The 25,947-nt window shown below is 33.2% G+C and carries 24 protein-coding genes; 22 read left to right on the plus strand and 2 right to left on the minus strand.

All coding sequences use genetic code 11. The features are described from left to right. Positions 1 to 11 precede the first annotated feature (11 nt). Genes F7O84_RS18045 through F7O84_RS18075 form a run of 7 tightly spaced genes read left to right on the plus strand, consistent with a single transcriptional unit; the run spans position 12 to position 8,045 of the window. Complete coding sequence (locus F7O84_RS18045; RefSeq protein WP_151148464.1) at positions 12 to 668, plus strand: hypothetical protein; 657 nt, start codon at positions 12 to 14, stop codon at positions 666 to 668. After that, positions 661 to 2,709: a DUF2142 domain-containing protein gene (locus F7O84_RS18050; protein ID WP_192451825.1), complete on the plus strand. Its 2,049-nt coding sequence runs from the start codon at positions 661 to 663 to the stop codon at positions 2,707 to 2,709. Before F7O84_RS18045 ends, F7O84_RS18050 begins: the two co-directional genes overlap by 8 nt. Before the next feature lie 56 nt (positions 2,710 to 2,765). Beyond that, a complete protein-coding gene (locus tag F7O84_RS18055; RefSeq protein ID WP_151148468.1) occupies positions 2,766 to 4,292 on the plus strand; it encodes a lipopolysaccharide biosynthesis protein in 1,527 nt (508 codons plus the stop codon). A 46-nt stretch (positions 4,293 to 4,338) separates the two neighbouring features. Next, entirely contained in the window at positions 4,339 to 4,881 is a 543-nt protein-coding gene (locus F7O84_RS19315; RefSeq protein WP_243140945.1) for an acyltransferase, read from the plus strand. Between the two features lie 10 nt (positions 4,882 to 4,891). Then, the gene (locus F7O84_RS18065) at positions 4,892 to 5,932 is read left to right on the plus strand and encodes a glycosyltransferase family 2 protein (protein ID WP_151148470.1); all 1,041 of its coding nucleotides are present in this window, start codon (positions 4,892 to 4,894) and stop codon (positions 5,930 to 5,932) included. 53 nt (positions 5,933 to 5,985) lie between these two features. Beyond that, positions 5,986 to 6,993, plus strand: coding sequence for a glycosyltransferase family 2 protein (locus F7O84_RS18070; protein ID WP_151148472.1), 1,008 nt, complete (start codon positions 5,986 to 5,988; stop codon positions 6,991 to 6,993). Positions 6,994 to 7,004: 11 nt separating this feature from the next. Continuing rightward, positions 7,005 to 8,045, plus strand: a complete 1,041-nt coding sequence (locus tag F7O84_RS18075; RefSeq protein ID WP_192451826.1) for a glycosyltransferase family 2 protein — start codon at positions 7,005 to 7,007, stop codon at positions 8,043 to 8,045. A gap of 46 nt (positions 8,046 to 8,091) precedes the next feature. On the opposite strand, the gene F7O84_RS18080 is transcribed toward F7O84_RS18075, so the two are convergent. Beyond that, positions 8,092 to 8,868, minus strand: a complete 777-nt coding sequence (locus F7O84_RS18080; RefSeq protein ID WP_151148476.1) for an O-fucosyltransferase family protein — start codon at positions 8,866 to 8,868, stop codon at positions 8,092 to 8,094. A 166-nt stretch (positions 8,869 to 9,034) separates the two neighbouring features. On the opposite strand from F7O84_RS18080, the gene F7O84_RS18085 reads away from it, so the two are divergent. The 13 genes from F7O84_RS18085 to F7O84_RS18145 all read left to right on the plus strand — a co-directional run bounded on the left by F7O84_RS18085 (position 9,035) and on the right by F7O84_RS18145 (position 23,790). Beyond that, complete coding sequence (locus tag F7O84_RS18085) at positions 9,035 to 12,052, plus strand: fucose pyrophosphorylase domain-containing protein (RefSeq protein ID WP_192451827.1); 3,018 nt, start codon at positions 9,035 to 9,037, stop codon at positions 12,050 to 12,052. Between the two features lie 54 nt (positions 12,053 to 12,106). Continuing rightward, the gene (locus tag F7O84_RS18090; protein ID WP_151148478.1) at positions 12,107 to 13,312 is read left to right on the plus strand and encodes a glycosyltransferase; all 1,206 of its coding nucleotides are present in this window, start codon (positions 12,107 to 12,109) and stop codon (positions 13,310 to 13,312) included. 1 nt (position 13,313) lies between these two features. Beyond that, a complete protein-coding gene (locus tag F7O84_RS18095) occupies positions 13,314 to 14,057 on the plus strand; it encodes a glycosyltransferase family 2 protein (protein ID WP_192451828.1) in 744 nt (247 codons plus the stop codon). Positions 14,058 to 14,239: 182 nt separating this feature from the next. Further along, entirely contained in the window at positions 14,240 to 14,926 is a 687-nt protein-coding gene (locus F7O84_RS18100; protein WP_151148482.1) for a glycosyltransferase family 2 protein, read from the plus strand. Positions 14,927 to 14,941: 15 nt separating this feature from the next. Further along, positions 14,942 to 15,343 (plus strand): DUF2304 domain-containing protein, encoded by a 402-nt coding sequence (locus F7O84_RS18105; protein WP_151148484.1) that lies wholly within the window; start codon positions 14,942 to 14,944, stop codon positions 15,341 to 15,343. Positions 15,344 to 15,368: 25 nt separating this feature from the next. After that, positions 15,369 to 16,559, plus strand: a complete 1,191-nt coding sequence (locus F7O84_RS18110; RefSeq protein WP_192451829.1) for a hypothetical protein — start codon at positions 15,369 to 15,371, stop codon at positions 16,557 to 16,559. After that, positions 16,552 to 17,772: a hypothetical protein gene (locus F7O84_RS18115; RefSeq protein ID WP_151148488.1), complete on the plus strand. Its 1,221-nt coding sequence runs from the start codon at positions 16,552 to 16,554 to the stop codon at positions 17,770 to 17,772. The genes F7O84_RS18110 and F7O84_RS18115 overlap by 8 nt, the downstream gene beginning before the upstream one ends. After that, complete coding sequence (locus F7O84_RS18120) at positions 17,773 to 18,918, plus strand: acyltransferase family protein (RefSeq protein ID WP_151148490.1); 1,146 nt, start codon at positions 17,773 to 17,775, stop codon at positions 18,916 to 18,918. Positions 18,919 to 18,925: 7 nt separating this feature from the next. After that, positions 18,926 to 20,023 (plus strand): acyltransferase family protein, encoded by a 1,098-nt coding sequence (locus F7O84_RS18125; protein ID WP_151148492.1) that lies wholly within the window; start codon positions 18,926 to 18,928, stop codon positions 20,021 to 20,023. Continuing rightward, the gene (locus F7O84_RS18130; RefSeq protein ID WP_151148493.1) at positions 20,001 to 21,812 is read left to right on the plus strand and encodes a hypothetical protein; all 1,812 of its coding nucleotides are present in this window, start codon (positions 20,001 to 20,003) and stop codon (positions 21,810 to 21,812) included. Before F7O84_RS18125 ends, F7O84_RS18130 begins: the two co-directional genes overlap by 23 nt. An 84-nt stretch (positions 21,813 to 21,896) precedes the next feature. Beyond that, a complete protein-coding gene (locus F7O84_RS18135) occupies positions 21,897 to 22,271 on the plus strand; it encodes a RidA family protein (RefSeq protein ID WP_151148495.1) in 375 nt (124 codons plus the stop codon). A gap of 119 nt (positions 22,272 to 22,390) precedes the next feature. Next, the gene (locus F7O84_RS18140; RefSeq protein ID WP_151148497.1) at positions 22,391 to 22,624 is read left to right on the plus strand and encodes a polya polymerase; all 234 of its coding nucleotides are present in this window, start codon (positions 22,391 to 22,393) and stop codon (positions 22,622 to 22,624) included. A gap of 146 nt (positions 22,625 to 22,770) precedes the next feature. Next, positions 22,771 to 23,790 carry a CPBP family intramembrane glutamic endopeptidase gene (locus F7O84_RS18145; RefSeq protein WP_151148499.1) on the plus strand — a complete coding sequence of 340 codons (1,020 nt, stop codon included), beginning with the start codon at positions 22,771 to 22,773 and terminating at the stop codon, positions 23,788 to 23,790. 56 nt (positions 23,791 to 23,846) lie between these two features. On the opposite strand, the gene F7O84_RS18150 is transcribed toward F7O84_RS18145, so the two are convergent. Further along, the gene (locus F7O84_RS18150) at positions 23,847 to 24,038 is read right to left on the minus strand and encodes a YjfB family protein (protein ID WP_151148500.1); all 192 of its coding nucleotides are present in this window, start codon (positions 24,036 to 24,038) and stop codon (positions 23,847 to 23,849) included. A gap of 227 nt (positions 24,039 to 24,265) precedes the next feature. Between F7O84_RS18150 and F7O84_RS18155 the strand changes: the two genes are divergently transcribed. Beyond that, positions 24,266 to 24,937, plus strand: a complete 672-nt coding sequence (locus F7O84_RS18155) for a WecB/TagA/CpsF family glycosyltransferase (protein ID WP_151148501.1) — start codon at positions 24,266 to 24,268, stop codon at positions 24,935 to 24,937. Between the two features lie 2 nt (positions 24,938 to 24,939). Then, a complete protein-coding gene (locus F7O84_RS18160) occupies positions 24,940 to 25,797 on the plus strand; it encodes a YitT family protein (RefSeq protein ID WP_151148502.1) in 858 nt (285 codons plus the stop codon). Positions 25,798 to 25,947: the final 150 nt, after the last annotated feature.

A 25,947-nucleotide genomic window follows, 5' to 3' on the forward strand; every position in this document is an offset into this window, starting at 1 on the left:
TGGGTAAAAATATGAAAGATAAAATTATATTGCTGTTTGAAAAATATGGGAAACTGTTTGTTTTGCTTTGTATCGCCATTGCAATCATTGGAATAATAGCAAGTTATCTATTTCCAAATGAATCCTTTGATTCAAGCGACATAAATATTGAAGAAAATGCTGATTTTAAAATTCCTCTCACACAGGGAAGTGTTGTTGAGTATAATTGTAACACTGGAAAGAGACCAATGGCAGGAATACAAGTTTTTATTTCAAAAGAAGGCGCTGAATTTAGTGATGGAAAGGTTCATTATGAGGTTTATAACAAGGATGGTTCCGTTCATTTAGGGAGCGGAGAACAACTGCTTAAAGATATTGCAGATGGGCAATTTGTTTATCTTCCTTTTAAAGGTATGAAAGAATGCATGGGAGATATTAAAATTAAATTCTTCTATACAGGAAGTGAGTCAATAGCGCCTGCACTTATTGCGAATCAAGATGAGATAGAAGAGGTAAGTACAATTGCAGATGGAACACGTATCAAAGGTAATATCAAAGCAAGCTATATTTATATCAACGAAACACATCCGTTGGTTTTTGATCTAAAGATTATGTTAGCGGTATTTATGACAGTATTTTTTACACTTGAGAGTAAGAAGAAACAGAAAGCGAATGAAGCATATGAATAGAAAAAATAACAGTTGGATTACAAATGGTTTAATCATTCTTGGAATTGTATTGTTTTCTTTTCTCATAGAGTGCTTTGGGTTTAATTGGCACTCTGTTTTTCGGGCAAATGACCCACAAGTATTTGATTTTGATAAAAATAAGGAAGACATTCATCTGGATACCGAGGAAATATTGGTTCCACTTACCGAGGAACAAATAGAAGAGATTGAATTAAACATCGAAAATGCAAAACTTCTCGCTAAGGTAAATGGAGAGGAGTATGTAGAGACGATTGATCCAACTTTAATCGATAATGACGGTGTTTTGTGTAGAAAGATATATTCGACCTCGATTACACTTGATATTAGCAAAGACTATTATATTAAAAAGGTTTTGGTAACATACCCGTCGGAAGATGATTTGGGATATGAAATAGTATTAATGAAGGATGGAAAGCAAAAGGGTGATACCTTCTACGATTCGTTGAACTACAGACTTCAAAAAAGTGCTACGAATATAAATCAATCGGCTGATCAGATGATTGTTACGTTTAAAACCAAAGGTGAATTTTCAACCGCTGGTTTAATGATATCAATCAATAATGGATTTCGAATCAATTACCTAAGAATTCTATTTTTAATTGGTGGTATCTTTGCGATTGCATTTGTAATAAGAAGTAAGCAATTATTTCAGAGACGACTTGAACTGGTTTTTGTTATCTTTTCTCTGATATTTGGTGGATTTATCATTTTATTTAATGGAACCAATCAGCTAAGTTGGGATGAATATGTTCATTTTGATAATGCGTACCGAGCCTCCTTTGGACAAACCATTCAATATACAGAGGCGGCAATTCAGATGAAAGGTAATGTAACTCCAAGCTTTGATACGATAGAAGAAAGAGAATGGCTTGAAGATTATACGCAAGAGAGGAATGATTACTCTGTTGCGGATATAAAACATCAGCAACGATTCGTGCAGTACAATGTCAGGGCTTATTTGCCACAGTCTGTTATGCTTGCATTTGCAAGAATACTAGGCCTTCCTTTTTCTATCGGATATATGCTTGGTAAGCTTGGCAATTTACTATTTTACACATTGGTAATGGCAATCGCGATACGCTTGTCTAAGATAGGTAAGATTTATATTGCGATGATTGGTCTTCTTCCTACACCTTTATTTTTAGCTACGGCCTATGCATATGATGCTGTCGTTACAGCATTTGTATTTTTGGGATTTGTTTTATGGTTAAATGAAATATTAGATAAAGAGAAGAAAATGAAGTGGTATACAGCACTTGCCATAATTTTATGCTTTGTGATTGGAACCTGGTCGAAGGTTATTTATATTGTAATGATGCTATTGCTATGTTTTCTTCCTAAAGAAAAATTCGACTCCAAATGGAAGAGTGCGTTGTTTCGAGTGGGCATCGTTGTAATAGTTGGAATGCTGTTAATTACCATTTATAAGTCTCCAATTGAAGCAACAGGTGCAACGGCTGAATTACAAAAAAGTACTGAGTTTTTAGGTGACAAACGTGCTTCAGGAGCTAATTTTGAAAAACAAATTAAGCATATTTTCAAAGAACCCTTCGTGTATACAAAAGTATTGCTTCGAAGCTTGAAAAATTCTGCGTTTGATTATATTCTTGGTACATCGACATGGTTGCTGTATGCTTATGTAGGGCGTTTTCCAACGGTTTTTGCAGTGCTTAGTAGCTTATTATTGGTAGGTGGTTCTTTGTTTCAGACAAAGGAAGACAGACAATATAAGTTGGATGCAAGGTGGAGAATTCTTCTAGGTATTATGGCTTTTGGTATGGCAAGTTTGGTATGGACTGGTCTGTATATTACCTTTACAAAAGTGGGTGCCAACTATATTAGTGGCGTACAAGGAAGATATTATATCCCATTCCTTTTACCATTGATGTTTGTGTTTAAAAATAATAAATGTAAGTTAAACATAAGTACACAAAATTTTTATAAGATTATTTTTTCAATTCTTATATTTATCAATTTATATGGAACCTATGTGTTTTTCTTAAAGCCACATTGTTTCTAACAAAATGCGTAGAAGAATAAAACCTCCTTCTACGCATTATTAACAAGGAGCTATATATGGATAAAAAAAGATTAGTAATAAATTTGACAGCGCAATTGCTTTCCTTATTTGTTTACATGGGAATTAATATTGTATTAACTCCATATTTGAAATCTAATATTGGAGAAACTGCTTATAGTTATATACAAATTGCGAATGGCTTTATAATGTATGTACAGATACTAGTTTCAGCACTGAACACAATGGCAAGTAGGTTTATTACAATTAATATTCATCAAAATAATTATGACGAAGCAAATAAGTATTTTACCTCTGTATTTTACTCAAATGTTATCGCAAGTGGATTTTTGATTGTACCTTCTCTGGTTTTTATTACATTTTTAGATAAGATAATAAATATTGAACCTTCTTCCTTAGTTGGAGATGTAAAATTATTGTTTTTCTTTGTATTTATAAATTATTTTATTACTATTATTACGTCTATTTTTAGTGTTGCTACCTATGCAACAAATCGGCTAGATCTTCTAGCTGTAAAAACAATACAGTCTGAATTAATCCGAGCGGCACTTTTAGTGGGCGCATATGTATTTTTGAGGCCGTATTTGTGGTATTGTGGTATTGTGTCCGTAATTTGTACGATATATCTATCTTTTGCAAATCGTAGATTTACGACACAATTATTACCTGATATAAAGATTAATCGAAAATATTTTGATTTAAAGAAGATTTGGGAGCTTGTATCTTTAGGACTATGGAATTCAATCACAAGGCTTGGACAAGTTTTATTAGACCAAATTGATTTGTTGATTGCTAATATTTTTATATCTCCACAAGCAGCAGCAGTTATAGGATATTCTAAAGTATTACCGTCAACGATATCTACTCTTATGGGTAGTGTAATAGGAATATTTAATCCGCAGATTACGATTGCTTATGCGAAAGAAGACACAGAGGAGTTGGTCCAAGTCATAAAAAGTTGCAATAGGATGCTCATTTTTCTTTTAAGTATTCCATTGGCATTCTTAACTATATACGCAAAAGAGTTTTATCGACTATGGATGCCTGAGGAAAATATTAATGTATTATACAGTTTAACCATTTTATCAGTTGGTACGTTATACGTAAGTATGAGTATCCAAGTGCTTTACCATGTTTTTATCATCACAAAGAAAGTAAAAGAAAATTCGCTTGTAATGTTACTGTCGGGTGTATCAACTACGTTGATTGTGTTCATACTTCTAAAAACCACCAATTTAGGAATTTACGCAGTTGCAGGTGTAAGTACTGTAATCGGTTTGATTCGAAATCTCACATTTACACCAATGTATGCCGCCAAATCGTTAGGTGTCAAATGGTATCGCTTTTATTCTGATATCGGCTTGGGGTTTGTATCCATTGGAAGCATTGTAATATTAGGAATGTTATCAAAACAGATCATCCCAATAGATAGTTACTTTAGATTGTTTTTAATCGGTATCCCAACTGGAATACTGGCAGTCATATTGAATTATTTTATTATCTTGACTCGAAACGAGAGAGTTCTCATAATGGATAAAGTGAAACAATCAGTGAATAAATTTTAAAATTAGAAGTGTAAAATTTATATTGTTATTCCAAGGAGGTGCTTTTGTGCAATTTGAACTAGCTTTTAGAGCTCTTATGACCATACCAAAACTTATTATATGGAAGATGCAGTATGGGAGACGTTTCCAAATCAGCCCAGTGCAGTCACTTGATAAACATTTTACGCTTCGTATTTCTAAAAAAGCATCTATATCCATTGGCAAAGAGCTGGTGAGCAGAATGAATGTGACGTTACGAGCAGAAGAAGGAAGAATAGCAATTGGCGACAAGTGCTTTTTTAATAACAATGTCTCCGTGACTTGTATGGAGCAAATACAAATAGGAAATGGATGTCAGATTGCGAATAACGTGGTAATTGTGGATCATGACCATGACTATAAAAATTCCTTAAGTCACTTTACAAAAGAGAAGGTAATCATAGGAAATCATGTTTGGATTGGAGCGAATAGCGTTATTTTAAAGGGAGCAACAATCGGAGATAATTGTGTAATAGCAGCAGGAAGTATTGTAAAAGGAGTTGTACCTGACAATACTCTTTATTATCAATCCAGAGAAACCACATGTAAAACAATAATCAAACCAATATAGGGAGGATGATATGAGTAATAAATTGATAAGCATTATCGTCCCTGTATACAACAGTGAAAAAACATTACATAGATGTATTAAAAGTCTAATGCAGCAAACCTATAAAGAGATTGAGATTTTATTGGTTATGGATGGGCCTACAGATACTTCGTTAGAGATAGGAAAAAGCTTTGAAAAGCAAGATGCACGTATCCATGTTTTAGAGAAAGAAAATGAGGGAGTATCCAAAGCAAGAAATTATGGATTACAGTTTGCGAAGGGTTCTTACATTCAATTTGTAGATAGTGATGATTACATAGAAGCAACTATGTGTGAAAAACTAATGCAGTGCGTGGATAACACAGGAGCAAAACTGGTTATATGTGGATATCATCACTTATTTTTAGAGCGTGATATTAGTAAGGTTCCAAAACAAGCTTCGGATACATTCGTGAAACATCCCCAGATATTCTTAGAACTATATGAGGCTGGCTACTTAAATATGCCTTGGAATAAACTATATAAAAAAGACTGTATTCAAAAAGGTTTTGATGAGAGTCTAAGTCTTGGAGAAGATTTATTATTTAATCTTAGCTATATGGAAGGAATGGATGTATTAGGCATTGTAAAAGAGCCTTTATATTATTATGTACAGCAAAAGGGACAAGATACTCTTTCTAGTAAAAAACGGGAAGATAAATATGAGATTGCAGTAAAAATCTGTGAAAGTGTGAAACAAAGCTACGAAACAATTTTATTAAAATCAGGAAATGAAAGAATCAATGAACGAGAAAAAGGATTGCAAGTGATTCACAAAAGGTTTATTTTAGAGTTTTTGGATGAAATAGAAGGCTTAGCTTATGATACCTCTTTAACAAGAAGTCAAAAACTTGAGCGAATCTCGTCCTATATGAAAGATGCTTATATACAAGAGGCAAATCAAAAGATTGGTAAGCTACAAGTGGACTATCAAATTATTAATTATTTTTTTAAGCGTAGAAGAAAACATATGATTTATCTTTTGATTTATCTAAGGAAGTGGGCTCTTATTTTGGTTCGTGGTTTTCATTAACTAAAATAATGGAAAGAAAAGAAATGGTTCAGATTTGAAAGGAAATTAGAGCTATGAGTGAGAGAATAAGTGTAATTGTTCCTATCTATAATGTGGAAGATTATATGAGAAGATGTGTGGATTCTATTTTGAATCAGACTTATTCTAATATGGAAATTATTCTAATCGATGATGAATCTCCAGACAATTGTCCATCAATTTGTGAAGAATATAAGCAGATTGACAATAGGATTATAGTGATTCATCAAAAGAATGCAGGACTTTCAGGTGCAAGAAATGCTGGTATTGAGATAGCTACGGGAGAGTATCTTGTCTTTGTAGATTCCGATGATTACCTTGCGGTTGATTTTATTGAGAGCTTATACCAAGCAATCATTGAAACCAATAGCGACATTGCTATGTGCAAATACGAATATGTAAAAGGGGACATTATGACACAGAGTCATAAGCCTGGTGAATCGGTGGTCTATTCAGGGATCGAAATGATTGAGAATATGTATTCACCAGATGGTGCTTTCTTTGTTGTTGCATGGAATAAGCTGTATAAAAGAAAGTTGTTTGAGCACATTCGCTATCCGCAAGGAAGGATACATGAGGATGAGGCAACCACGCATTTACTATATTATGAGGCGAACAAAGCGGTATTTGTCAAACGATATTTATATGGTTACTTTGTGGGGGGCGAAAGCATAACCAGAAAAAAATTTAATCGTAAACGATTAGACTGGGCATGGTCAGTGGAGCAACGACTTCATTTTTTAGAGGAAAAGGGTTTAGTCAATATCATGCCGACAGCAATCAGGGCCTATGCAGATGGTGTAATCGACTTATTTTTTCAATGTAAGGAAGGTCTTGAGAAGTCAAAAAAAGAGCAAAAAGACTTAAAATACAAGATAAAAGAAGCAATGTATAATGTTAAAAAATATGGAGATTTTCCGATTAGAACAAAAGTTGGCTATATTTTATTTTTATTTATGCCAAATCTTTATCAAAAGATTTTAAAAGCGTATCAAGCTCCTGTTTTAAAGGAAAAAGTCATGGAGCATTATGAGGATTCATGAAGGGAGGCTTTATGAGTACAAAAGTAAGTATAGTTGTACCAGTATATAACGTAGAGGAATATTTAATACGCTGTGTAGAAAGTATACGAAAGCAAACGCTAAATGAAATAGAAATCATTCTTGTGGATGATGGCTCAACCGACCAATCGGGAAAGATATGCGATGATTTGGCTAGGGAAGATCAAAGGATAGTGGTAATTCACAAACAAAACGCAGGGCTTACATCGGCATGGAAAGCTGGTGTTAAAAAGGCTTCTGGTAAATATGTCGGCTTTGTTGATAGCGATGACTGGGTTGATTTAGATATGTTTGAGACTTTATTAAAAAAGGCTGAAGAAACCGATGCAGATGTTACGATATGTGGTCTGGTCTATGAATTTGAAGATGGCAGAACAAAGACCAAGACGGAAAGTTCGAAGCTAGCTGAAAAGCTTTATGAACGAAAGGAGATAGAAGTAGAAATCTTTCCGACTTTGTTAAGCGATGGTAGCTTTTTTGGGAGAACCATTCAACCAGCCAGAGTCACGAAGTTATATAAGAGAACGATTCTTTTGGATAATATGAGCTATTGCAGTGAATCTGTATCGATTGGAGAAGATTTACAGATTACATTTCCTGTGTTATGTGATGCCAAGCGAGTTTATATGATAGAGAATTATTTTCCATATCATTACTGGATTAATGCAAAATCCATGACTGGCAAGCATGATGAAAATTATGTGGGAAAAATCGCAGAGACTATGAATCAACTTCTAAATATATCGGTTCAGAAAAATGTATATGACTTTTCTACTCAAATTACAAATGATTTCTTGTGTCTTACCATATTAGGAATAAAAGGTGAGATTATGAAGAATTATAAATCAGGTTATCGGATTGTGATTAAGAATCTAAAAAAAATATTTAATATGCCTGAAGTACGAGAAGCGATTCATCACTATGATATGCCTAAGTTGTCATTGGCTGAAAAAGTATATATTAAATTGATTCAGTATCGTATGTATCACGTTTGCTTTTTGATTACCTTTGTGTTCTTTCGATTGAAAGGATAAGAAAAACGCATACATTTCATGAAAGTGGGAAATGTATGCGTTTTTTTTATCGAATTACTATTTTTTCAATTTGCCCCATATCAGCGGAGACGTCCGTAAAAGAACTATAGTAGCTTCCAAATAATTTATTTGTTTTTGAAAGACAAATCAAATCAATTAATGCATCATGCATACCAGCAATGCTATTTCGAGATAGTGTTTTACTTTGATTTGATATAATTGCATCAGGAAATCTGTCTCGTAAGTAATTCTCTTCATTTATATCATCAGTAGCAATATAGAATTTTGTTTTTGGATTTTGAGTCAATTCTTTGTCTATTGCATTGACAAACCCATCTGTTTTACTACTTTCTATAGCCCATGTATGATCGGTTCTTCTAATGTGTACTCCAACACAAGTGTCACCAAATTGAGAGGTAATCGCATCAATTCTTTCTTGTATTTGCCTCGTAGGTTTAAAAAAACGATAATCACTAGAAGGATAAAAATGTTCCCAGGTGGAAATATACACTCTTTTTTTCAAAGATTGAAAAAAATCTTCGTTTAATACACCATCCTTTTTGTTATTTTCAATCATAGTGTTATTAAATCTTTGTTGAGAACTTAATTGTAGTAAAATTTTTTTAAAATTCATATTGGAATAAATGTTAATTATTTTAATTTCGGTTACGGGCGCAAACAAAGACTCAAAAGGACAATTTAGCTCGGCATTGTTTAACCAAAGAACGGTCAGTTTATCACCTCGTTTTTTAGCTAATTCATATGCGGAATTAATTACCCTAATTCTATTGCATAAACCGCCAGAAGGTTGTATTATTATCATAGTATGTCCTGCTTTCAAATGGATTCAAACAGGTAAAACCTGTTACTGAAAAATGTAAAAGCTTACCAAGAATGTATCAACAATATTTTTGGAAAGCTAAGTGTATTATATCACACAAGATTGGGTTTATGCAAATAATGAAATGATACACATCATGGGAGGAAGAATGAACACTTTAAAAATAAAAAACCTATTTTTGCGTCAAAGCTACAAGGATGCGTGGGCGGACTATGAAAGATCTTTGACCAAAAAATATTTTATAAAATGGGATTATGTAATTCTGACAGCATCAAATGAAGAGCAGGCAAAAGCGTATCAAATACAAATTGAAAATCGCTTAAAGCAAGGACTGCTTCCTGCTTCTACGCATTATGCGGTATTGCCTGACCCAGAGGGAAAAAGAGTAGGCTCTGGTGGAGCCACTTTTAATGTAATGAAATATATTCGAAAGAACAGTGATACCAATGAATGTTTTCAAAAAAAGAGGATTTTAGTGATACATTCAGGCGGAGATAGCAAGAGGGTTCCACAGTATTCCGCTTGTGGTAAATTATTTTCACCAGTACCAAGACTTCTTCCAAATGGGAATCGATCGACTCTATTTGATGAGTTTATAATATCTATGTCTGGCATTCCAGCTCGTATAAAGGATGGAATGCTGGTTTTATCGGGTGATGTGTTGCTTTTATTTAATTCTTTGCAGATTGATTTTCAATTTGAGGGAGCAGCAGCAATCTCAATCAAAGAAGATGTGGAAATTGGTAAGAATCATGGAGTTTTTTTAAGTGATGAAGATGGAAATGTAGGAGATTTTCTTCATAAACAAACAGTTGAGCAATTAACTCATATTGGTGCAGTGAATAAGCAAGGATGCGTTGATTTAGATACAGGGGCAATCTTACTCGACAGTAATGTTTTAAACGCATTATTTTCGCTGATTTGCTCCAATAATGAAATTGATCCAAATAAATTCAATCAATTTGTAAATGAGAAAGCAAGAATTAGCTTTTATGGTGATTTCTTGTTTCCTTTGGCATCTCATGCTACAAAAGAGCAGTATTTTAAAGAGAAACCAGAAGGAAGCTTTTGCGAGGAGCTAATAGAGTGCAGAAGCCAGATATGGGATGTGTTAAGTAAATATAAATTAAAGCTTTTAAGTGTTTCACCTGCACAGTTTATACATTTTGGTACAACCAAGGAATTATTAAAACTTATGGTTGAAGAAGTTACAAGCTATGAATTCCTAGATTGGTGCCAAAAAGTACTTACGAATGATAACCGAGAACTTCCTTATACATGTAGTAACGCATATATGAGCGAAGAATCTTTTGTTTCCTCAAAGTCATATATTGAAGATAGTTATATTTTAGGCAATTCAGTCATTGAAGATAATTGTGTAATTTCAAATGTAATAGTTAAAGATAGACAGATACCAAAAGGGATTACCTTACATGGGCTACAATTAAAAGATAAGCGATTTGTTGTAAGAATTTATGCGACAAATGATAATCCCAAAGGATTGCTGGAAGAAAATACTGATTTTATGATGATTAAGTTTCAGGAATTTTTAAAGAATGCAAGATTAGCAAAAGAAGACTTATGGGAAGAGGAAGAACATTACATTTGGTTTGCCAAATTATATCCAGTATGTGACACCATGGAAGAAGCATTAACATGGGCGATGAAATTGTATGAAATGGGGATACTTGGTAAAGATTATAAAGAAGAATTTCTAGCGTGTGAGCGGTTAAGCCTTTTTGAAAGCTTCAATCAGGCAGACGTAAAAAAGATTATTACCTGGCAGAATGAATTGGATCAAAAGATTCGTATGCATCAATTCATTAATGCAATAAAAGATAGAGAAAACATTGAAAAAGCCATTTCTGTTTTTGGACAAGCTGGACTGTTTGAACAGACGAAAAAAGAACTGTTAAAGGTTGCAGAGCAAAGTGAACTTAGCATAAAGATGCGTATTTATTATTATCTTTCAAAAATGGTGCAAGGTCACGAAGGAGAAGAATTAGAGTCTGCTTGCTTTAAGGCTATTTGTGATACCACCTGTGATGCTATGACAGATGCACTTACCTATGATGAAAACATTGCAATTCAAAAAGATTATGTAAGGGTGGAGCTTCCAGTTAGAATTAATTGGGGAGGTGGATGGTCTGATACTCCTCCATACTGTACAGAGCATGGCGGAACTGTATTAAATACAGCCATTAAATTAAATGGAATCAATCCTATTGTGGTAACCATTAAAAGGATTGATAAACCATGTATTGCACTTGCAAGTACAGACTCTGGGTCCTATAAAGAGTTTACCTCTATCGAAGAATTACAAAACTGTAACGATCCTTTTGATGCATTTGCCTTGCAAAAGGCGGCACTCATTGCTAGTGCGGTGATTCCAAGAAAAGAAAAGATAGAGTTTGATACCGTTTTGGATAACTTAGGAAGTGGGTTTTATTTATCAACAAAGGTAGTTGGAATTCCAAGAGGCTCAGGACTTGGAACTAGTAGCATATTAGCAGGAGCGTGTATCAAAGGATTAGCAGAATTTCTTGGCAATACGCTTAGTGAAAATGAACTTTACACGAGAGTTCTTTGTATGGAACAAATTATGAGCACTGGTGGCGGTTGGCAAGACCAGGTAGGAGGACTAACTGGAGGGATTAAGCTGATTACAACAAAGCCAGGTGTGATTCAAGAAATTCAAGCAGAGCATATACACATTGAAGAGGATGTACGTAAAGAACTACAAGAGCGAATGGCTTTAATTTATACAGGACAAAGAAGGCTAGCTAGAAATCTTCTTAGAGAAGTGGTTGGTAAATACATTGCTTCTAATGAAAATTCCATCGAAGTACTTTATGAAATACAACGAGTAGCAGTTATGATGAAATTTGAGTTAGAAAAAGGAAATATTGAAGCATTTACCAAGCTGTTAAATGAACATTGGGAACTATCCAAACGTCTTGATATGGGCTGCACAAATACTTGTATCGATCAGATTTTTTTAAGCTGTGAAGATATGTTGGCAGGAAAAATGATATGTGGTGCCGGTGGAGGCGGATTTTTACAAGTGATATTAAAAAAAGGATACACAAAGGAAGAACTCAGACAAAGAATTCGTACCGTATTTCAAGACAGTGGAGTTGATGTCTGGGATTGTGAATTAGTATAAGTAATCTTGGCGGATTGTTACAATCCGCTTTGACTTTGGATTGGAGATAAAATTGTGAAAATTCTTCAGGTGAACACAGTCTGTGGCAGTGGCAGCGTAGGCAGAATTGCAACGGACTTATATCAAGTAATAGAACAAAGTGGCAATGAGTGTATGATTGCCTATGGAAGAGGGAGCGCCCCTGCAGATATAAAAAGCATTAAGGTGAACTCTAAGATAGATTTTTATAATCACGTACTATTTCAGTTTGTTACAGGTGCAAATGGTTTTGCGTCCACAAAAAGTACGAAAAAGCTAATCAAAGAAATCGAGCAGTTTAATCCAGACATCATACATCTTCACAACGTTCATGGATTTTATTTAAACATAGAACTTTTTTTTCTATATTTAAAGCAAAAAAATAAACCAGTGGTTTGGACACTCCATGATTGTTGGAGTTTTACGGGACATTGTGCATACTTTGATTATGTACAGTGTGATAAGTGGAAAACTGGCTGTCATCACTGTGAGCAATATAAAAGTGCATATCCTTATGGTTTGTTACATGATAATTCCTTGTTTAATTATAAAAAAAAGAAGGAGTTGTTCAATGGAGTTCAAAATATGACCATCGTCACTCCGTCTTATTGGCTAAAGGATTATGTAGCACAATCGTTTTTAAAAACGTATCCTGTTGAAGTCATCTATAATGGGATTGATTTGCAGCAGTTTAAGCCAGTAAAAGGTGAGTTAACAAAGAAATATAGTTTTGATAGTAAACATGTCATTCTTGGTGTGGCAAATATGTGGGAAGCAAGAAAAGGATTAAAGTATTTTATTGAGCTTTCTCATCTTTTGTCAGAGGAATATCAAATTATTTTAGTTGGCTTAAATAAAAAACAAATGAAGGAGTTACCTTCAAACATAGTAGGGATAACCAGAACACAGAATGTGAATGAGTTAGCACAACTGTATTCTCTTTCTAGTGTCTATGTAAACGCCACACTAGAAGATAATTTTCCAACAACTAATTTGGAGGCTTTATCTTGTAATACACCAGTGATTACATTTGCTACAGGTGGAAGTGTGGAGTCTGTAGATGAAGAATGTGGAATGGTAGTGCCAAAAGGAGATATTAACTTACTAAAAGAAGCCATTGAATTGGTTTGCCAGCACCCAGAAAAATATGATAAATGTATAGAAAAAGCAAAGAAATACAATAAGAATGATAGATTTGAAGAATACATGAATTTATATCGGAAAGTTTATGAGGATAAGTAAGATGATGAGTAACCCCAAAGTATCTGTTATAACAACAACCTACAACGATTTGGATAATCTTAAACGTATCATTGATTTAGTGAAACAGCAAGATTACGAAAATATTGAGCATATCATAGTTGACGGTGCCTCCTTAGATGGTACAGTGGAATATTTAAAAGAGTTAGAACAAGGTACTGGTAGAAATATTAAGTGGATATCGGAAAAAGATAATGGAATTTTTGATGCAATTAATAAGGGAATTAGGCTGGCAAGCGGAGATATCATTGGTTGTTGCTTTGATGAGTTTACAAGGTCTAGTGTAATCACTGAAATGGTTGCGATTATTGAGAAAGAAAAGACAGATGGAGTTCATGCGGATTTACTTTATATGGAGGGAGATAAAGTGGTTCGAACCTGGAAGCAAGGTCAAGGAGATATCCGCTTTGGCTGGATGCCAGGACACCCTACGCTATATCTTAGAAAGCAAGTATATGACAAATACGGACTATACAAGCCTTATTACAAGGTATCTGCTGATTACGAATATATGATAAGAATACTAAAGGATAAAGAGGTATCCTTATCCTATATTCCAGAAATCTTGATAAAGATGTCCCATGGGGGAACAAGTACGAACGGTTTAAAAGCCTATATTCGTTCTCTAAAAGAAGGACATATGGCTTTAAAGGAAAATAAGATTTCATTTGCTTGGTTTACAGATTTTTGTAGAATTTTAAGAGTGCTTATACAATTTGTAAGATAAACTTAAGTTCTATGAGAGCACGATAAAAGCTGAGTAGAAAATGCTTGAATTTTGGCGTCTGATGCGTGTTTTATGAAGGGTTATGCCGCAAGTTTACTACGGGTATTTGACTTGCAAAAAGAGGAAATAAATGCTATTATCAAAGCCAGAATAAATTTTGAATTTATGAAACGGGAGAATCTATGAAGAAACTGATTATTATACCAGCTTATAACGAAGAAATGAACATCGTTCGAGTTGTGAATGAAATTAGAGAAAAATACAGTCAGTATGATTACGTAGTTGTAAATGATGGTTCCAAGGATAACACCGCGAAGGTTTGCATAGATCACGGTTTTGAATTAATTAATTTGCCTGTTAATTTAGGACTTGCAGGTGCTTTTCAGACAGGCCTTAAATATGCTTATATAAAAGGGTATGATTACGCCATTCAATTCGATGCCGACGGGCAGCATAAGACAGAGTATATTGATGTTATATTGGATGAAATTGAAAAAGGGTATGACATTGTAATTGGGTCACGATTTGTGAGTAAGAAAAAACCTTTTTCGCTTAGAATGCTTGGAAGTAATATAATCTCTGTAGCTATGAAAATAACCACGGGTAAAACAATAAAAGATCCTACATCTGGGATGAGGATGTTTAACAAACAGATGATTGAAGAATTTGCATTGAATATGAATTATGGTCCTGAACCAGATACCATTTCATATCTTATAAAACAAGGTGCAACTATTTCGGAAGTGCAAGTAGAAATGGACGAGCGTTTAGAGGGAGAGAGTTATCTTAACTTTAGCCGTTCTATGCTTTATATGCTTCGTATGCTTATATCGATATTATTTATTCAAAGTTTTAGAAAGAGAAAATAAGGAGAGGAGAACGATATGTCATTTGCATTTCGAATTATTTTAATACTTGCTTCGTTGATGACAACTTTGTATATTGTTAGAAAAATCAGATATTCAAAGTTACAAATTGAATATGCTATTTTTTGGATTATATTATCCTTTTTGTTAATTTTAATCAGCATATTCCCTGTTCTTGTTACAATCCCTACTAATATAATTGGAATGCAGGCACCTGTAAATTTTGTCTTTTTAGTCATTATCTTTATTTTATTAATTAAGGCATTTATGCAGACGATTGAACATTCTCAGCTTGAGAATAAATTAAATGATCTTGCTCAAAAAATAGCAATTGATGAAAAAATAAGCCGTGATAGACAAAAGGATATGGAAACTGCTGATAGTATAGAAAAAATGGAAAATGAGGGCAAAGTAAAATAGTATGGACAATTTTTTTAGAGGACTAATGGATAAAAAAATAATAAAAATTGGTCAAATTACCTTTGACTTTTTAGATATCTTGCTACTAACAGGAATGACTGTAGCAGGATTTTTGATTCGATATGTATTTCGTTTGATTGTAACAGATGATTGGGTGGTTTTTTGGGGACCATGGATTGCGACACTCAAAGAAGGTGGGTTTCAAGCATTAGCAACAGATTTTTACGATTATGCACCACCTTTTATGTATATTTTATATTTCATTAGTAAGCTTCCTGTTGACCCGATGTTCGCTTATAAAGTGATTAGTAGTATATTTGATTATTTAGCAGCATTGGTTGCTTTCTTTCTTATTTTAGAAATAACAAAAAGCAAAGTTAGAGCAATTGGGGTATACAGTATTTTCTTAATTATACCAACGATGATTGCCAATAGTGCAATGTGGGCACAATGCGATATTATTTATGTTACATTTATTTTGATTAGTCTATATTTGATATTTAAAAATAGACCAAGTCTTGCTATGGTTTTTTATGGAATAGCTTTTGCTTTTAAACTTCAAACGTTATTTATATTTCCGCTATTTGTTATATTATGGGCTAAGAATAAAGTCAAAATACAGCATTTTTTATGGCTTTTTGTAATGTATTTTCTTGGTATACTTCCAGCTTGGATTGCAGGAAGACCATTGATTGATTTAATTAATATATATGTGGCACAAGGAATGCAAGATGCATACTCTCTTTCCTTAAAATGGTCAAACATATATCAGGTATATGGAACTACTTTTTTTATCAAAGAATACGAAAAAGCTGGTATTTGGCTTATACTTGGGATTTTAATGTTATTGATGTTTTATATGGCTCATAAAAAATATGAGTTGAATGCGGAATTTATTTTACTGACAGGATTTTTCTTTGCAATGGTGACTGCTTATTTCTTACCACACATGCATGAAAGATATGGATTTTTGGCAGATATTTTAGCAATTTTATACGCATTTACAACAGTGAAACGATTCTATTATCCGCTGATTCACATTATGCTATCGTTTTCTGCATACATGGAGTATCTATGTTATGATTATGCTGGCCCGATTCCTTATTATGCATTTGTTGAGTTTGGGCTAATTATATTAGCAGGTATAGAGATTTATTTTTATATTAACGGGAAAGAACTTAAATTAAGCTGGAAAAAGGAGGAGGCGAATGGATAACTTTATTCGTGTATTACTAGAGAAAGAATTTAAAGTGGGTAAAGTAAAGCTAACCTTTTTACAAATATTATTAGGGATTGGAACTACATTTGTTGGGATTATGTTACGAAAGTCTGTGATTCATGTAGTGTCACAAGACTATACTGGATATTGGGAACCATGGCTGGCAATGTTTTACGAACATGGTTTCAAAGCAATCAGTATGAATTTTTATGACTATACTCCTCCATTTATGTATTTTTTGTATCTGATTTCGCTCCTTCCATTTCATCCAATGATTTCTTATAAAGTTACAATGTGTATTTTGGATTTTATCATGGCGATATTTGCAGGTAAAATAGTATATGAAGGAACAAAAAATAAAACTAAAGCAATTGCGTCTTACGCAATCGTTTTTATGCTTCCAACAGTAGTAAATAATAGTGCGTTGTGGTGCCAATGCGATGTGATATATACGATGCTTTTATTAATTTGTATGTATTATTTTATGAAAGAGAAACCTTTTGTTGCAATGTTATTTTATAGTATAGCATTTGCATTTAAGTTACAAACATTATTTGTTTTTCCTGCACTTATTATTCTTTGGGTAAAGAATCGTGTTCAAATAAAGCATTTCTTTCTTATGCCAGCTATGTATTTGATTGGAATTATACCTGCTTGGATTGCAGGACGTCCACTGTTTGATTTGTTAAGAATCTATATAGATCAAGGAAGTACTGACGTATGGGCACTTAGCCTAAACTGGCCTAATATTTATTATATTTATGGTTCGGATGCTTTTTTAGGACCTTTTTCCTCGGCGGGAAAAGTATTAATTATTGCTATATTAATGTGTATTCTTTATGTTTTTGCTAAAAAAAGAAGGGATTATGAAATTACGAGTGAATTCATAATTGCGTTATTCTTATTTTTTGCAATGTTAACTGTTTACTTCTTACCTTTTATGCACGAAAGATATGGATACATAGCAGATGTAGTTGCAGTCATTTATTTTATGTTTCGTATGGATAAGTTTTATATTCCAATATTACATCAGATTGTATCATATGCAGCGTACACACTATTCTTAACAAAATATATGGTAGAGGCAGGAAAATCAAATGTGATTATTTCAACTTTTCTCTATTCGTTCGTAATTTTGTTTTTGATTGTAGATGTTGGAAGAAGTATTTATAAACATATCAGCGTTAAAATGGAGCAAGGAGCTGTTTAAATGAAAGAAAATAGGCTGACATATCTAGAGGGGTTAAGGGGAGTTGCAGCACTTATGGTTTTTCTATGCCATTTTTGCTATGCGTTTTACTTTGCTTTATATAGTACGAAAATTATAGAAGCAAATATGCCTGGCAATTTAGATGCACATCTTGCAGTAACACCGTTAAATATTTTATATAATGGTAAGTTGGCAGTTCAAATTTTCTTTATCTTATGTGGATATGTGATTAGTATAAAATATTTTAAGACAGGGAATAAAGATTACTTGGTTAAATCGGCTGTGAAGCGTTATTTTCGACTGCTTATACCTATTATTTTCCTAGAAGTAGTAACCTTTTTCTTAATGAAAATGGGGGCTTATCACAACGAAGCAGCAGCCGTGATTTCCAAATCACAAGATTGGTTTATGAACTTTAACCGTCAAACCCCAACCGTTTTAACATTATTAAAGGAAATCTTTCTTGATGCTTTTTTGGGAGAGCCATTTTATTATAACAATGTTTTATGGATTATTAAGTATGAGTTTCTTGGTTCTTTGATGGTTTATACAATACTTTATTTCACTGGAAAATGGAAGTATAGAGATGTTTTATATGTTATTTTGATTTTGGTAAGCATACGTAGCTTTTATGTAAGTATATTTATTGGAATGTTCTTGTGTGATTTGATGCACCAAGAACATTCACTGGTTCGATTTTGCAGGAATAAATTCATTCTACTTATATCGACTTTAGTCGGCTTGGTTTTTGCAACATATCCTGCAGCTGGTCAGAATCTTAACCATACCTTTTATCGATATTTGGGAACGCCAAGAGTAATTATATTTTATGTGATTGGTACGACTCTTTTATTTTGGGTATTACTTAATAGTAAATGGATGCAAAAGCTGCTAAATAATAACATATTTCAAATCTTAGGAAAGTACAGTTTTGGAATTTACCTGATACATTTTCCTGTGATTGCGACTTTTTCAGCGTGGTTTCTGCTAGTTCTTGATGGAAAAATTGGTTATAATAGCATTATGATTATAAATTTATTAGTAACCGCTGTTATCGTTTTTTCTCTCGCGGTTGTGTTTACAAAGTATGTTGAACCGATTGGTACAAAAGTGGGTAATAAAGTAGTTGAAAAAATAAAGGATTGAGGATAGGATGACTAAATTACAAACAACAAAAAGAATTATCTGGATTGATGTTGCAAAAGCAATTGGGATTTTGCTTGTATTAGTAAATCATGTGATGCTTGATCTTGGGCTTGTAACTTTTTTGGGTGGCATGTTTTATATGCCTGTATTCTTCGTGCTCTCTGGCTATACATTTAAGGAGAGTACAAAGGAATCACTCGCTGCTTTTATAAAAAATAAAGCAAAGCGTCTACTTATTCCTTATCTATGTTTTCAGCTTTTTCTTGCAGGTGCTTATTCCATTAAAAATATAGTAGAACATCAACCATTTATAAAAGCAATTTTTCCAGTGATTGGAGCATTTTATTCAAGAAATGCTCTTTATGCATCTGAAAAGGATGTTTTGGTGAAGGTTCCTGCCAATAATATAAATTTAATGTCTTCCTTAAATGCTCCTTTATGGTTTTTAACAGGACTATTTACAAGCCTTGTTATATATAAGATCATTTTGAAAGTAGCGGATAAAAATAAAAAGAAGGAAGTTTGCTATCTTGCAATTAGTGTTTTGATTGGTGTTATTTTCAAATATTTTTGTCCAATTTTATTGCCTTGGAGTATTGATACCGCTTTTATCAGTGTGGCTTTTTTGCATGTTGGACGGTTATTGGATAGAGAGCAGTTATTTGAACGTTTGTGTAAAAAGCCAATCAATATTTGTATGATTGTATTGGTATTTACACTTTCTTCCTTTTTAAATGGAAGTGTTAATATGTCGATTCGAGAATTCGGGAAGTCAGTATTGCTTTATTTGCTAGTAGGTAGTCTTGGAACAATGAGTGTTATGTTTCTTTCAAAGTGGATAGAGAAGAATTTAAAAAATGTTGCGGTCGTGCTTGAATATATTGGAAGACATACGATTGGAATATTGGCACTACACTTAATTGTATTCGAAATAATTAGCATATTGGCTACACGGTTTGGGGTGGCAGGTACAATAGGAGAAAAGCTTGTCAAAATATTCCTGGCTATTGTAATATTAGTACCAATAGATTGGGCAATAGAGAAATATTTACCTTTTGTATATGGGAAAAGAGGAGAAGTAAATGAAAAAAGATATGTTAACTAAAGGAGAAAAGATAGTTACGTATGCGTTGTTTGTCATACTGATAATTTGGTTTCTTCCATATATAAACAAAGGAATTGATGTGCAGGATACTTGCTCTTATCTTACAAAATATCGTTATTTGTTTGATAAGAGTGTGAAAGTGAATGAGTTATTTTACTTATTTGGAGAAGTAGTAGGTGGAATTATATTTCATATTATGCCTGGTTATCAAGTACTTGCATTAAACATTGCAAGTTGGCTATGTTATACTGCTACCGCAATATTAATTTATCTTTTCTTAAAAGATTATATGCCTCGTATCCCCCTATTGGCGTGTGTATTAGTTGGTAGTTTTTTTGGAATCACTTGGGTTCATTGTTTAAACTGGAATGCGATTAGTATGTTATTGCAAACAATTGGAATTATGGTTTTAATAAAAGCACTAAGGATAGATAGTAATAAGTTGATTGTAGTAACGGGAATCCTTTTTGCAGTTAACACTTTTGTAAGGCTTCCAAACATATTGCAATTAGGGCTAGTTGTGGTTGTTTTTTGGCACTATTCTTTTACGGAACTTCATAAAAAGCAAACGCTCTTGCTTTGCGTAAAAAAAGCAATATCAAAATGTTTATGGATGGTTCTTGGTGGAGCAATTGGTGGAGTTTTTAGTATTTTACTTTCGATTGGGATTTTAGGATTTGACAAATTTATTGATGATATTTTAATGCTTACTGCAGTAGGTGGTGGTGATGATTCTTCCCATGGATTAGTCCGAATTATTTCACTATTTTATAGAGGTATGTTACGAGGTGCAGGAAACTGGTTAAAGATTGGAAGTGTTTTATTGCTTTTGGCTGTCGTTGCTATCATAATAGATAATAGCGTATTCGTAAAAATGAAAGCAATACTAAAATTTCGAATTATATGTGTTTTGGGTGCTATAATCACCTGTATTCTTGCCTTTTTTATGGGAATCAATGCAGACTACCTGGATGCACATGTATTTGTTGCATTTGGGGCAATTGCAATTGGAAGTATTGGAGCACTTTACTATGTAAAAAAAGACATCATTTTTAGTGATATGTGTCTTTCAACAGTCATTGTTGAGGGAATACTTACCATAGGAACGGATACTGGTGTTGCGTATTATAGAGTTTACATGGGATTGCCACTAGCATTTACGGTATGTATTTTGATTCGTTTTGCAAAAGAGCTAGTAAGTCGTGATAATAAGGAATATAAAACATTATCAGAGCTTAAAAAATTTCAGAAGAAAAAGAAGTGGCTGGTACCTTGTGCTATTTTGCTTCTCATCTTGAGCGCTTCTTTTAGTGTGGTGTATCCTCTTTCGGCAGGTTACCACTATGCGACAACTTTTGTTTACCATGATAGTGATAATGAGTTTTTGGTGCAAGGAATAAAAGCAAAAGAATTTGCAGGTATTAAGACTTCAGTTGAAAGGGCAGAATTAATCGATCGATTGCAAGAACTTTTATTACCTTATGAAGAATATGAGTTGTTACAACTTGGAAGCTTTAATATAGGATGTGTCATTACGGACATGAAGCCTTTTTTTGATAGTTCTTGGCCGGACTTAGAATATTTAACAATGGATCGCTTTCATACTCAGCTAGAACAAGGAATAAAAGAGGGGGATTTACCAGTTATTGTTTTAGGAGATATGAAGGGTGATAAAAGTGGATTTTGGAATAAAGAAAAATATCAGATAGCAGTTTCTCTTGGAGAAAGTGAGCTTTATCAAAAGTTATATGAAGATCAATGGTATGTAATTTATGTACCAAATAGATAAAGAATAAAAGAGAATGACTTATTTATTACAGTAATGGCGATTTTGCTGTTATAATAGAAAAAAAGATGAAAGGAATGATTCAAAATGAAAAAAGCAATCAGTACAGACAAGGCACCAGCAGCAATTGGCCCATATTCACAGGCGATTGAAGTAAACGGACTGGTATATACATCAGGGGTAATTCCTGTTAATCCAGAAACGGGAGAGATTCCAGAAGGGGTAGAAGCTCAAGCAACACAAGTATTTGTTAACTTAGTAAATTTATTACAAGCGAGTGGAACTAGCATGGAGAATGTAGTAAAAACCACTGTTTTTATTAAAGATATGAATGACTTTGCAAAAATCAATGAAGTATATGCTAAGTACTTTACAGGAGTATATCCAGCAAGATCTTGCGTTGAAGTTGCGAGACTACCAAAAGATGTTTTGTTAGAAGTAGAGTCAATTGCAACGAAATAGTAATTAATTTCAGCAAATATTCATAAATTAATCTTTTCATAAATCGTTATTTGAGGTATAATAACACTAGGAAGAAGTCCTAATACATCTGCTTATCATTAGCAGAAAGGAGAGAATTTATGAAGGTTCAAAATATTAAAGATGTAGACAAATTTTTTAAAGTTATTGACAGTTGTGCAGGTCGAGTTGAACTTGTAACGGGTGAAGGTGACAGATTGAACTTAAAATCAAAGCTTTCTCAATATGTTTCTATGGCAAATATTTTTTCGGATGGTGAAATTGCGGAACTTGAAATTATTGCATATGAAAAAGAAGATATTGATAAGCTTGTATCCTTCATGATTAATGGTTAGATTCAATTAATGTTGGGAAGTTCAATTTGAACTTCCCTTTTTATATAATAGGAAGATCTATAGAAGTTCCCTGTTATACAAAACCCTTCTAAGAAAAAAGAAAACGGACTTGTCGTTTATTAAATAGAAAAAAAGAGGATTTGTAAATGAGACAAACATTAAAAGCAGATATATTATTTCTTATTATGGTCTTTGCCCATATAGGTATCGTATTGTGCTTTTCTATATTAGACATAATAGGAATCAAAGTTGATTTATCGATGAATCAAAGATTATTACTTAGTCAGTTGCTGATTATAATACCAGCAATTATTTATTTAATTCTTACCAAAACCAATCCAATAAAATTAATTCGTTGGAAAAAAATTGATTTACCGACTATTTTTATGGTGATACTAATGACCTTTTTGACCATGCCACTTGTTACATTTATCAATGCCATGTCCATGCTATTTTCACAAAACAATGTTATGGCTTTAGGGGAAAAAATGATGTCGAACCCTTTGGCACTAAATTTGTTGCTAATGGCTGTTATTCCAGCTATTAGTGAAGAACTCGTATTTCGTGGAGTGTTGTTTCATACGTATCGTAAAGATAGTGTATTATACGGAGTGATGATTAGTGGTGTTGTATTTGGTCTTATGCATCTTAATTTTAATCAGTTTTCCTATGCATTTGTTCTTGGGATTATTTTTGCCTTGATTATTGAAGCGACAGGAAGCATTTATGCTACGATAATTGCTCATTTTATCATAAATGGCAATAGTGTTGTTGGAATGGCTATTTCTAATAAGATGTTAAATGTATTAGGGCAAAGCACTCAAGATATGCAAACTCAGATCACTCCTGAGTACTTAATGATGATAGCGGGTCTATATGGTATTATTGCAATCGGAACAACAGCTTTGGCCATTGGTGTATATATCTGGATTGCAAAACATTGTAAACGAGAGAATCACCTAAGAGCAGTTTTTAAGATTCGTAAAGGAGCAGATAAATTTTCGCTCAAACGAGCGATTAGTATACCATTAATTATAAGTATTGTTGTATGTTTGTCTTATATGGTTTTTACAGAGGTAATTACATCAAACACAAAAAAACAAAACAATACACAGTACGATATTGATGATCCTACGATAGACAATACAATAGATATTGAGTTATAAATAGCTGGAATTCAAAAAATGTTACAGAGACCGCATGTGGCTCTGTAACATTTTGGTTAAAGTGAAATATCAATATTAGCACCAATTCCATATTCAGCTAATGAAGCGCCAGAAGTGGAGTCAATCATATCAGTTATATTATCAGCCATAGTTTCTGTCAAATCAAGCGACTTGCCAAGCATTGCAACAGAGACTTGATTCATAAGCTTGTTTTGATTTAGTGCAATTGATAATGAAGGAATATCCATTTGAAACACCTCCTTTTGTTAACTATACAACAATAAAAAAGGAAAATCAACAAAATTAGTTTTTAGCTTAATTAGCAATTTTAGGTTCGGTGTAATTATGAATTGAAAAATATTACCAAGTTTGATATACTAGATTGAATTGAATTAGTGAATTCTTATAAAATAAACATAATTAGTACTAATGTCGTAAAACAAATGTTAATCATTAGAACTGATAAGGTGAAGGTATGGAGAATAAAATAAATATACTTGGCGTCATAATTGACAATTATTTGACTGCAGAAAGTAAAAGCTTAATTGATGAATATTTGGATAATGATTGTATGAATACTATAAGTATGATACAAATTCCAACACTGTTACATGCTGTAGATGATGAGGAATTTCAAGAAGCGATTAGGCAGATAGATCTGACAGTAGCAGGTGATGAAGCAATTCTTGAGGCGGCGGGGTTACAAGATGAACGAAAACTTAAAGAAGCCTCTGACGGAGAATTTCTTATTCAGTTTTTTAAAAAGGTTATAGAAAAAGAGAAGACAATTTACGTTCTTGGAGAAAAAGAACAAGACGTGGATAAGTACATGAAGATGATTACCAAAAGGCATATTGGATTAAATATTGCTGGTAAGTATGCGATTAATAGCTATGATGAGGACTGGGATTCGATTGTAAATGAAATTAACAGTGTTGCTCCTGATGTGATTTTGTCCATATTATCTTCGCCTTTTCAAGAAAATTTTATAATCGCAAATAAGAATAAGATTAGTGCTAGTGTGTGGCTAGGTTTAGGAGATGATTTTCAATTGGGTGATCTTAACTTAAAAAACAACTGGCTAACTAAATTAATTGAGAAAAAACTTCTGATTAGCAAAATTAAAAAATATGAAAATGGTGATTAAACATGGAAATACCAGGTAACAGACCGGTTTATATGGATTATTTATTCATGACGTTAGGCACATGCTTGATGGCACTTGCAATAAATTCAATTTATGACCCGATTACAATGGTTACTGGAGGCTTTACAGGAATTGCAATCATTTTAAAAGCTTTAGTTGATATACCGTTATGGCTTACTAATATTATCTTAAATGTTCCTGTCTTTTTAATTGGAATTAAGGTAAAAGGGTTTCGATTTATTGCCAGAACTCTTTATTCTACTGTGCTATTATCGTTCTGGCTTTATGTATTGCCACGAATTAATATTCTGACAGATGATTATATCTTAGCTGCAATTTTTGGTGGTGTTATTAGTGGTGTTGGAATTGGCTTAGTATTTTTAGCCAGAGCGACTACAGGTGGAACCGATATGGTAGCAGCATTTATCCAACATTATTTAAAACACTATACCATAGCTCAAATACTGCAAGTAATTGATGCAGCTATTGTACTCGCAGGTGCTTATATCTTTGGATTAAACAAAGCCTTATACGCCATTATTTCAATAGTAGTGGTATCGCAGGTTACGGATGGGATTTTGGAGGGGCTAAAATTCTCAAAACTAGCTTATATCATAACAGACTATCACGATGAAGTTGCAAAGGAAATCATGACCTCACTTGGTAGAGGGGCAACAGGGTTGAATGCAACTGGAATGTATTCTTCTACAGAAAAGAAAGTTTTACTATGTGTTGTCTCAAAAAAAGAAATTGTACAGGTAAAAGAAATCGTCACTCGGATTGATTCACGAGCATTTGTCATTGTTAGTGATGCCAGAGAAGTGCTGGGCGAAGGGTTTATAGAATTTAAATTGAACTGATAAGTGCGACATAATGCACGGTTGTGAACTATGTATAGCTGAAAAAATCAAGTTTCTGACAAAAATAAAGAGAAAATGCATAAAAGCCACGTATTTCCTCTTTATTTTTTTGCACTTTTGCATTAAAATATAGGATAGGATATTTTGTAA

It is taken from the genome of Candidatus Galacturonatibacter soehngenii (assembly GCF_008830185.1).
Lineage (GTDB): Bacteria > Bacillota > Clostridia > Lachnospirales > Lachnospiraceae > Lachnotalea > Lachnotalea soehngenii.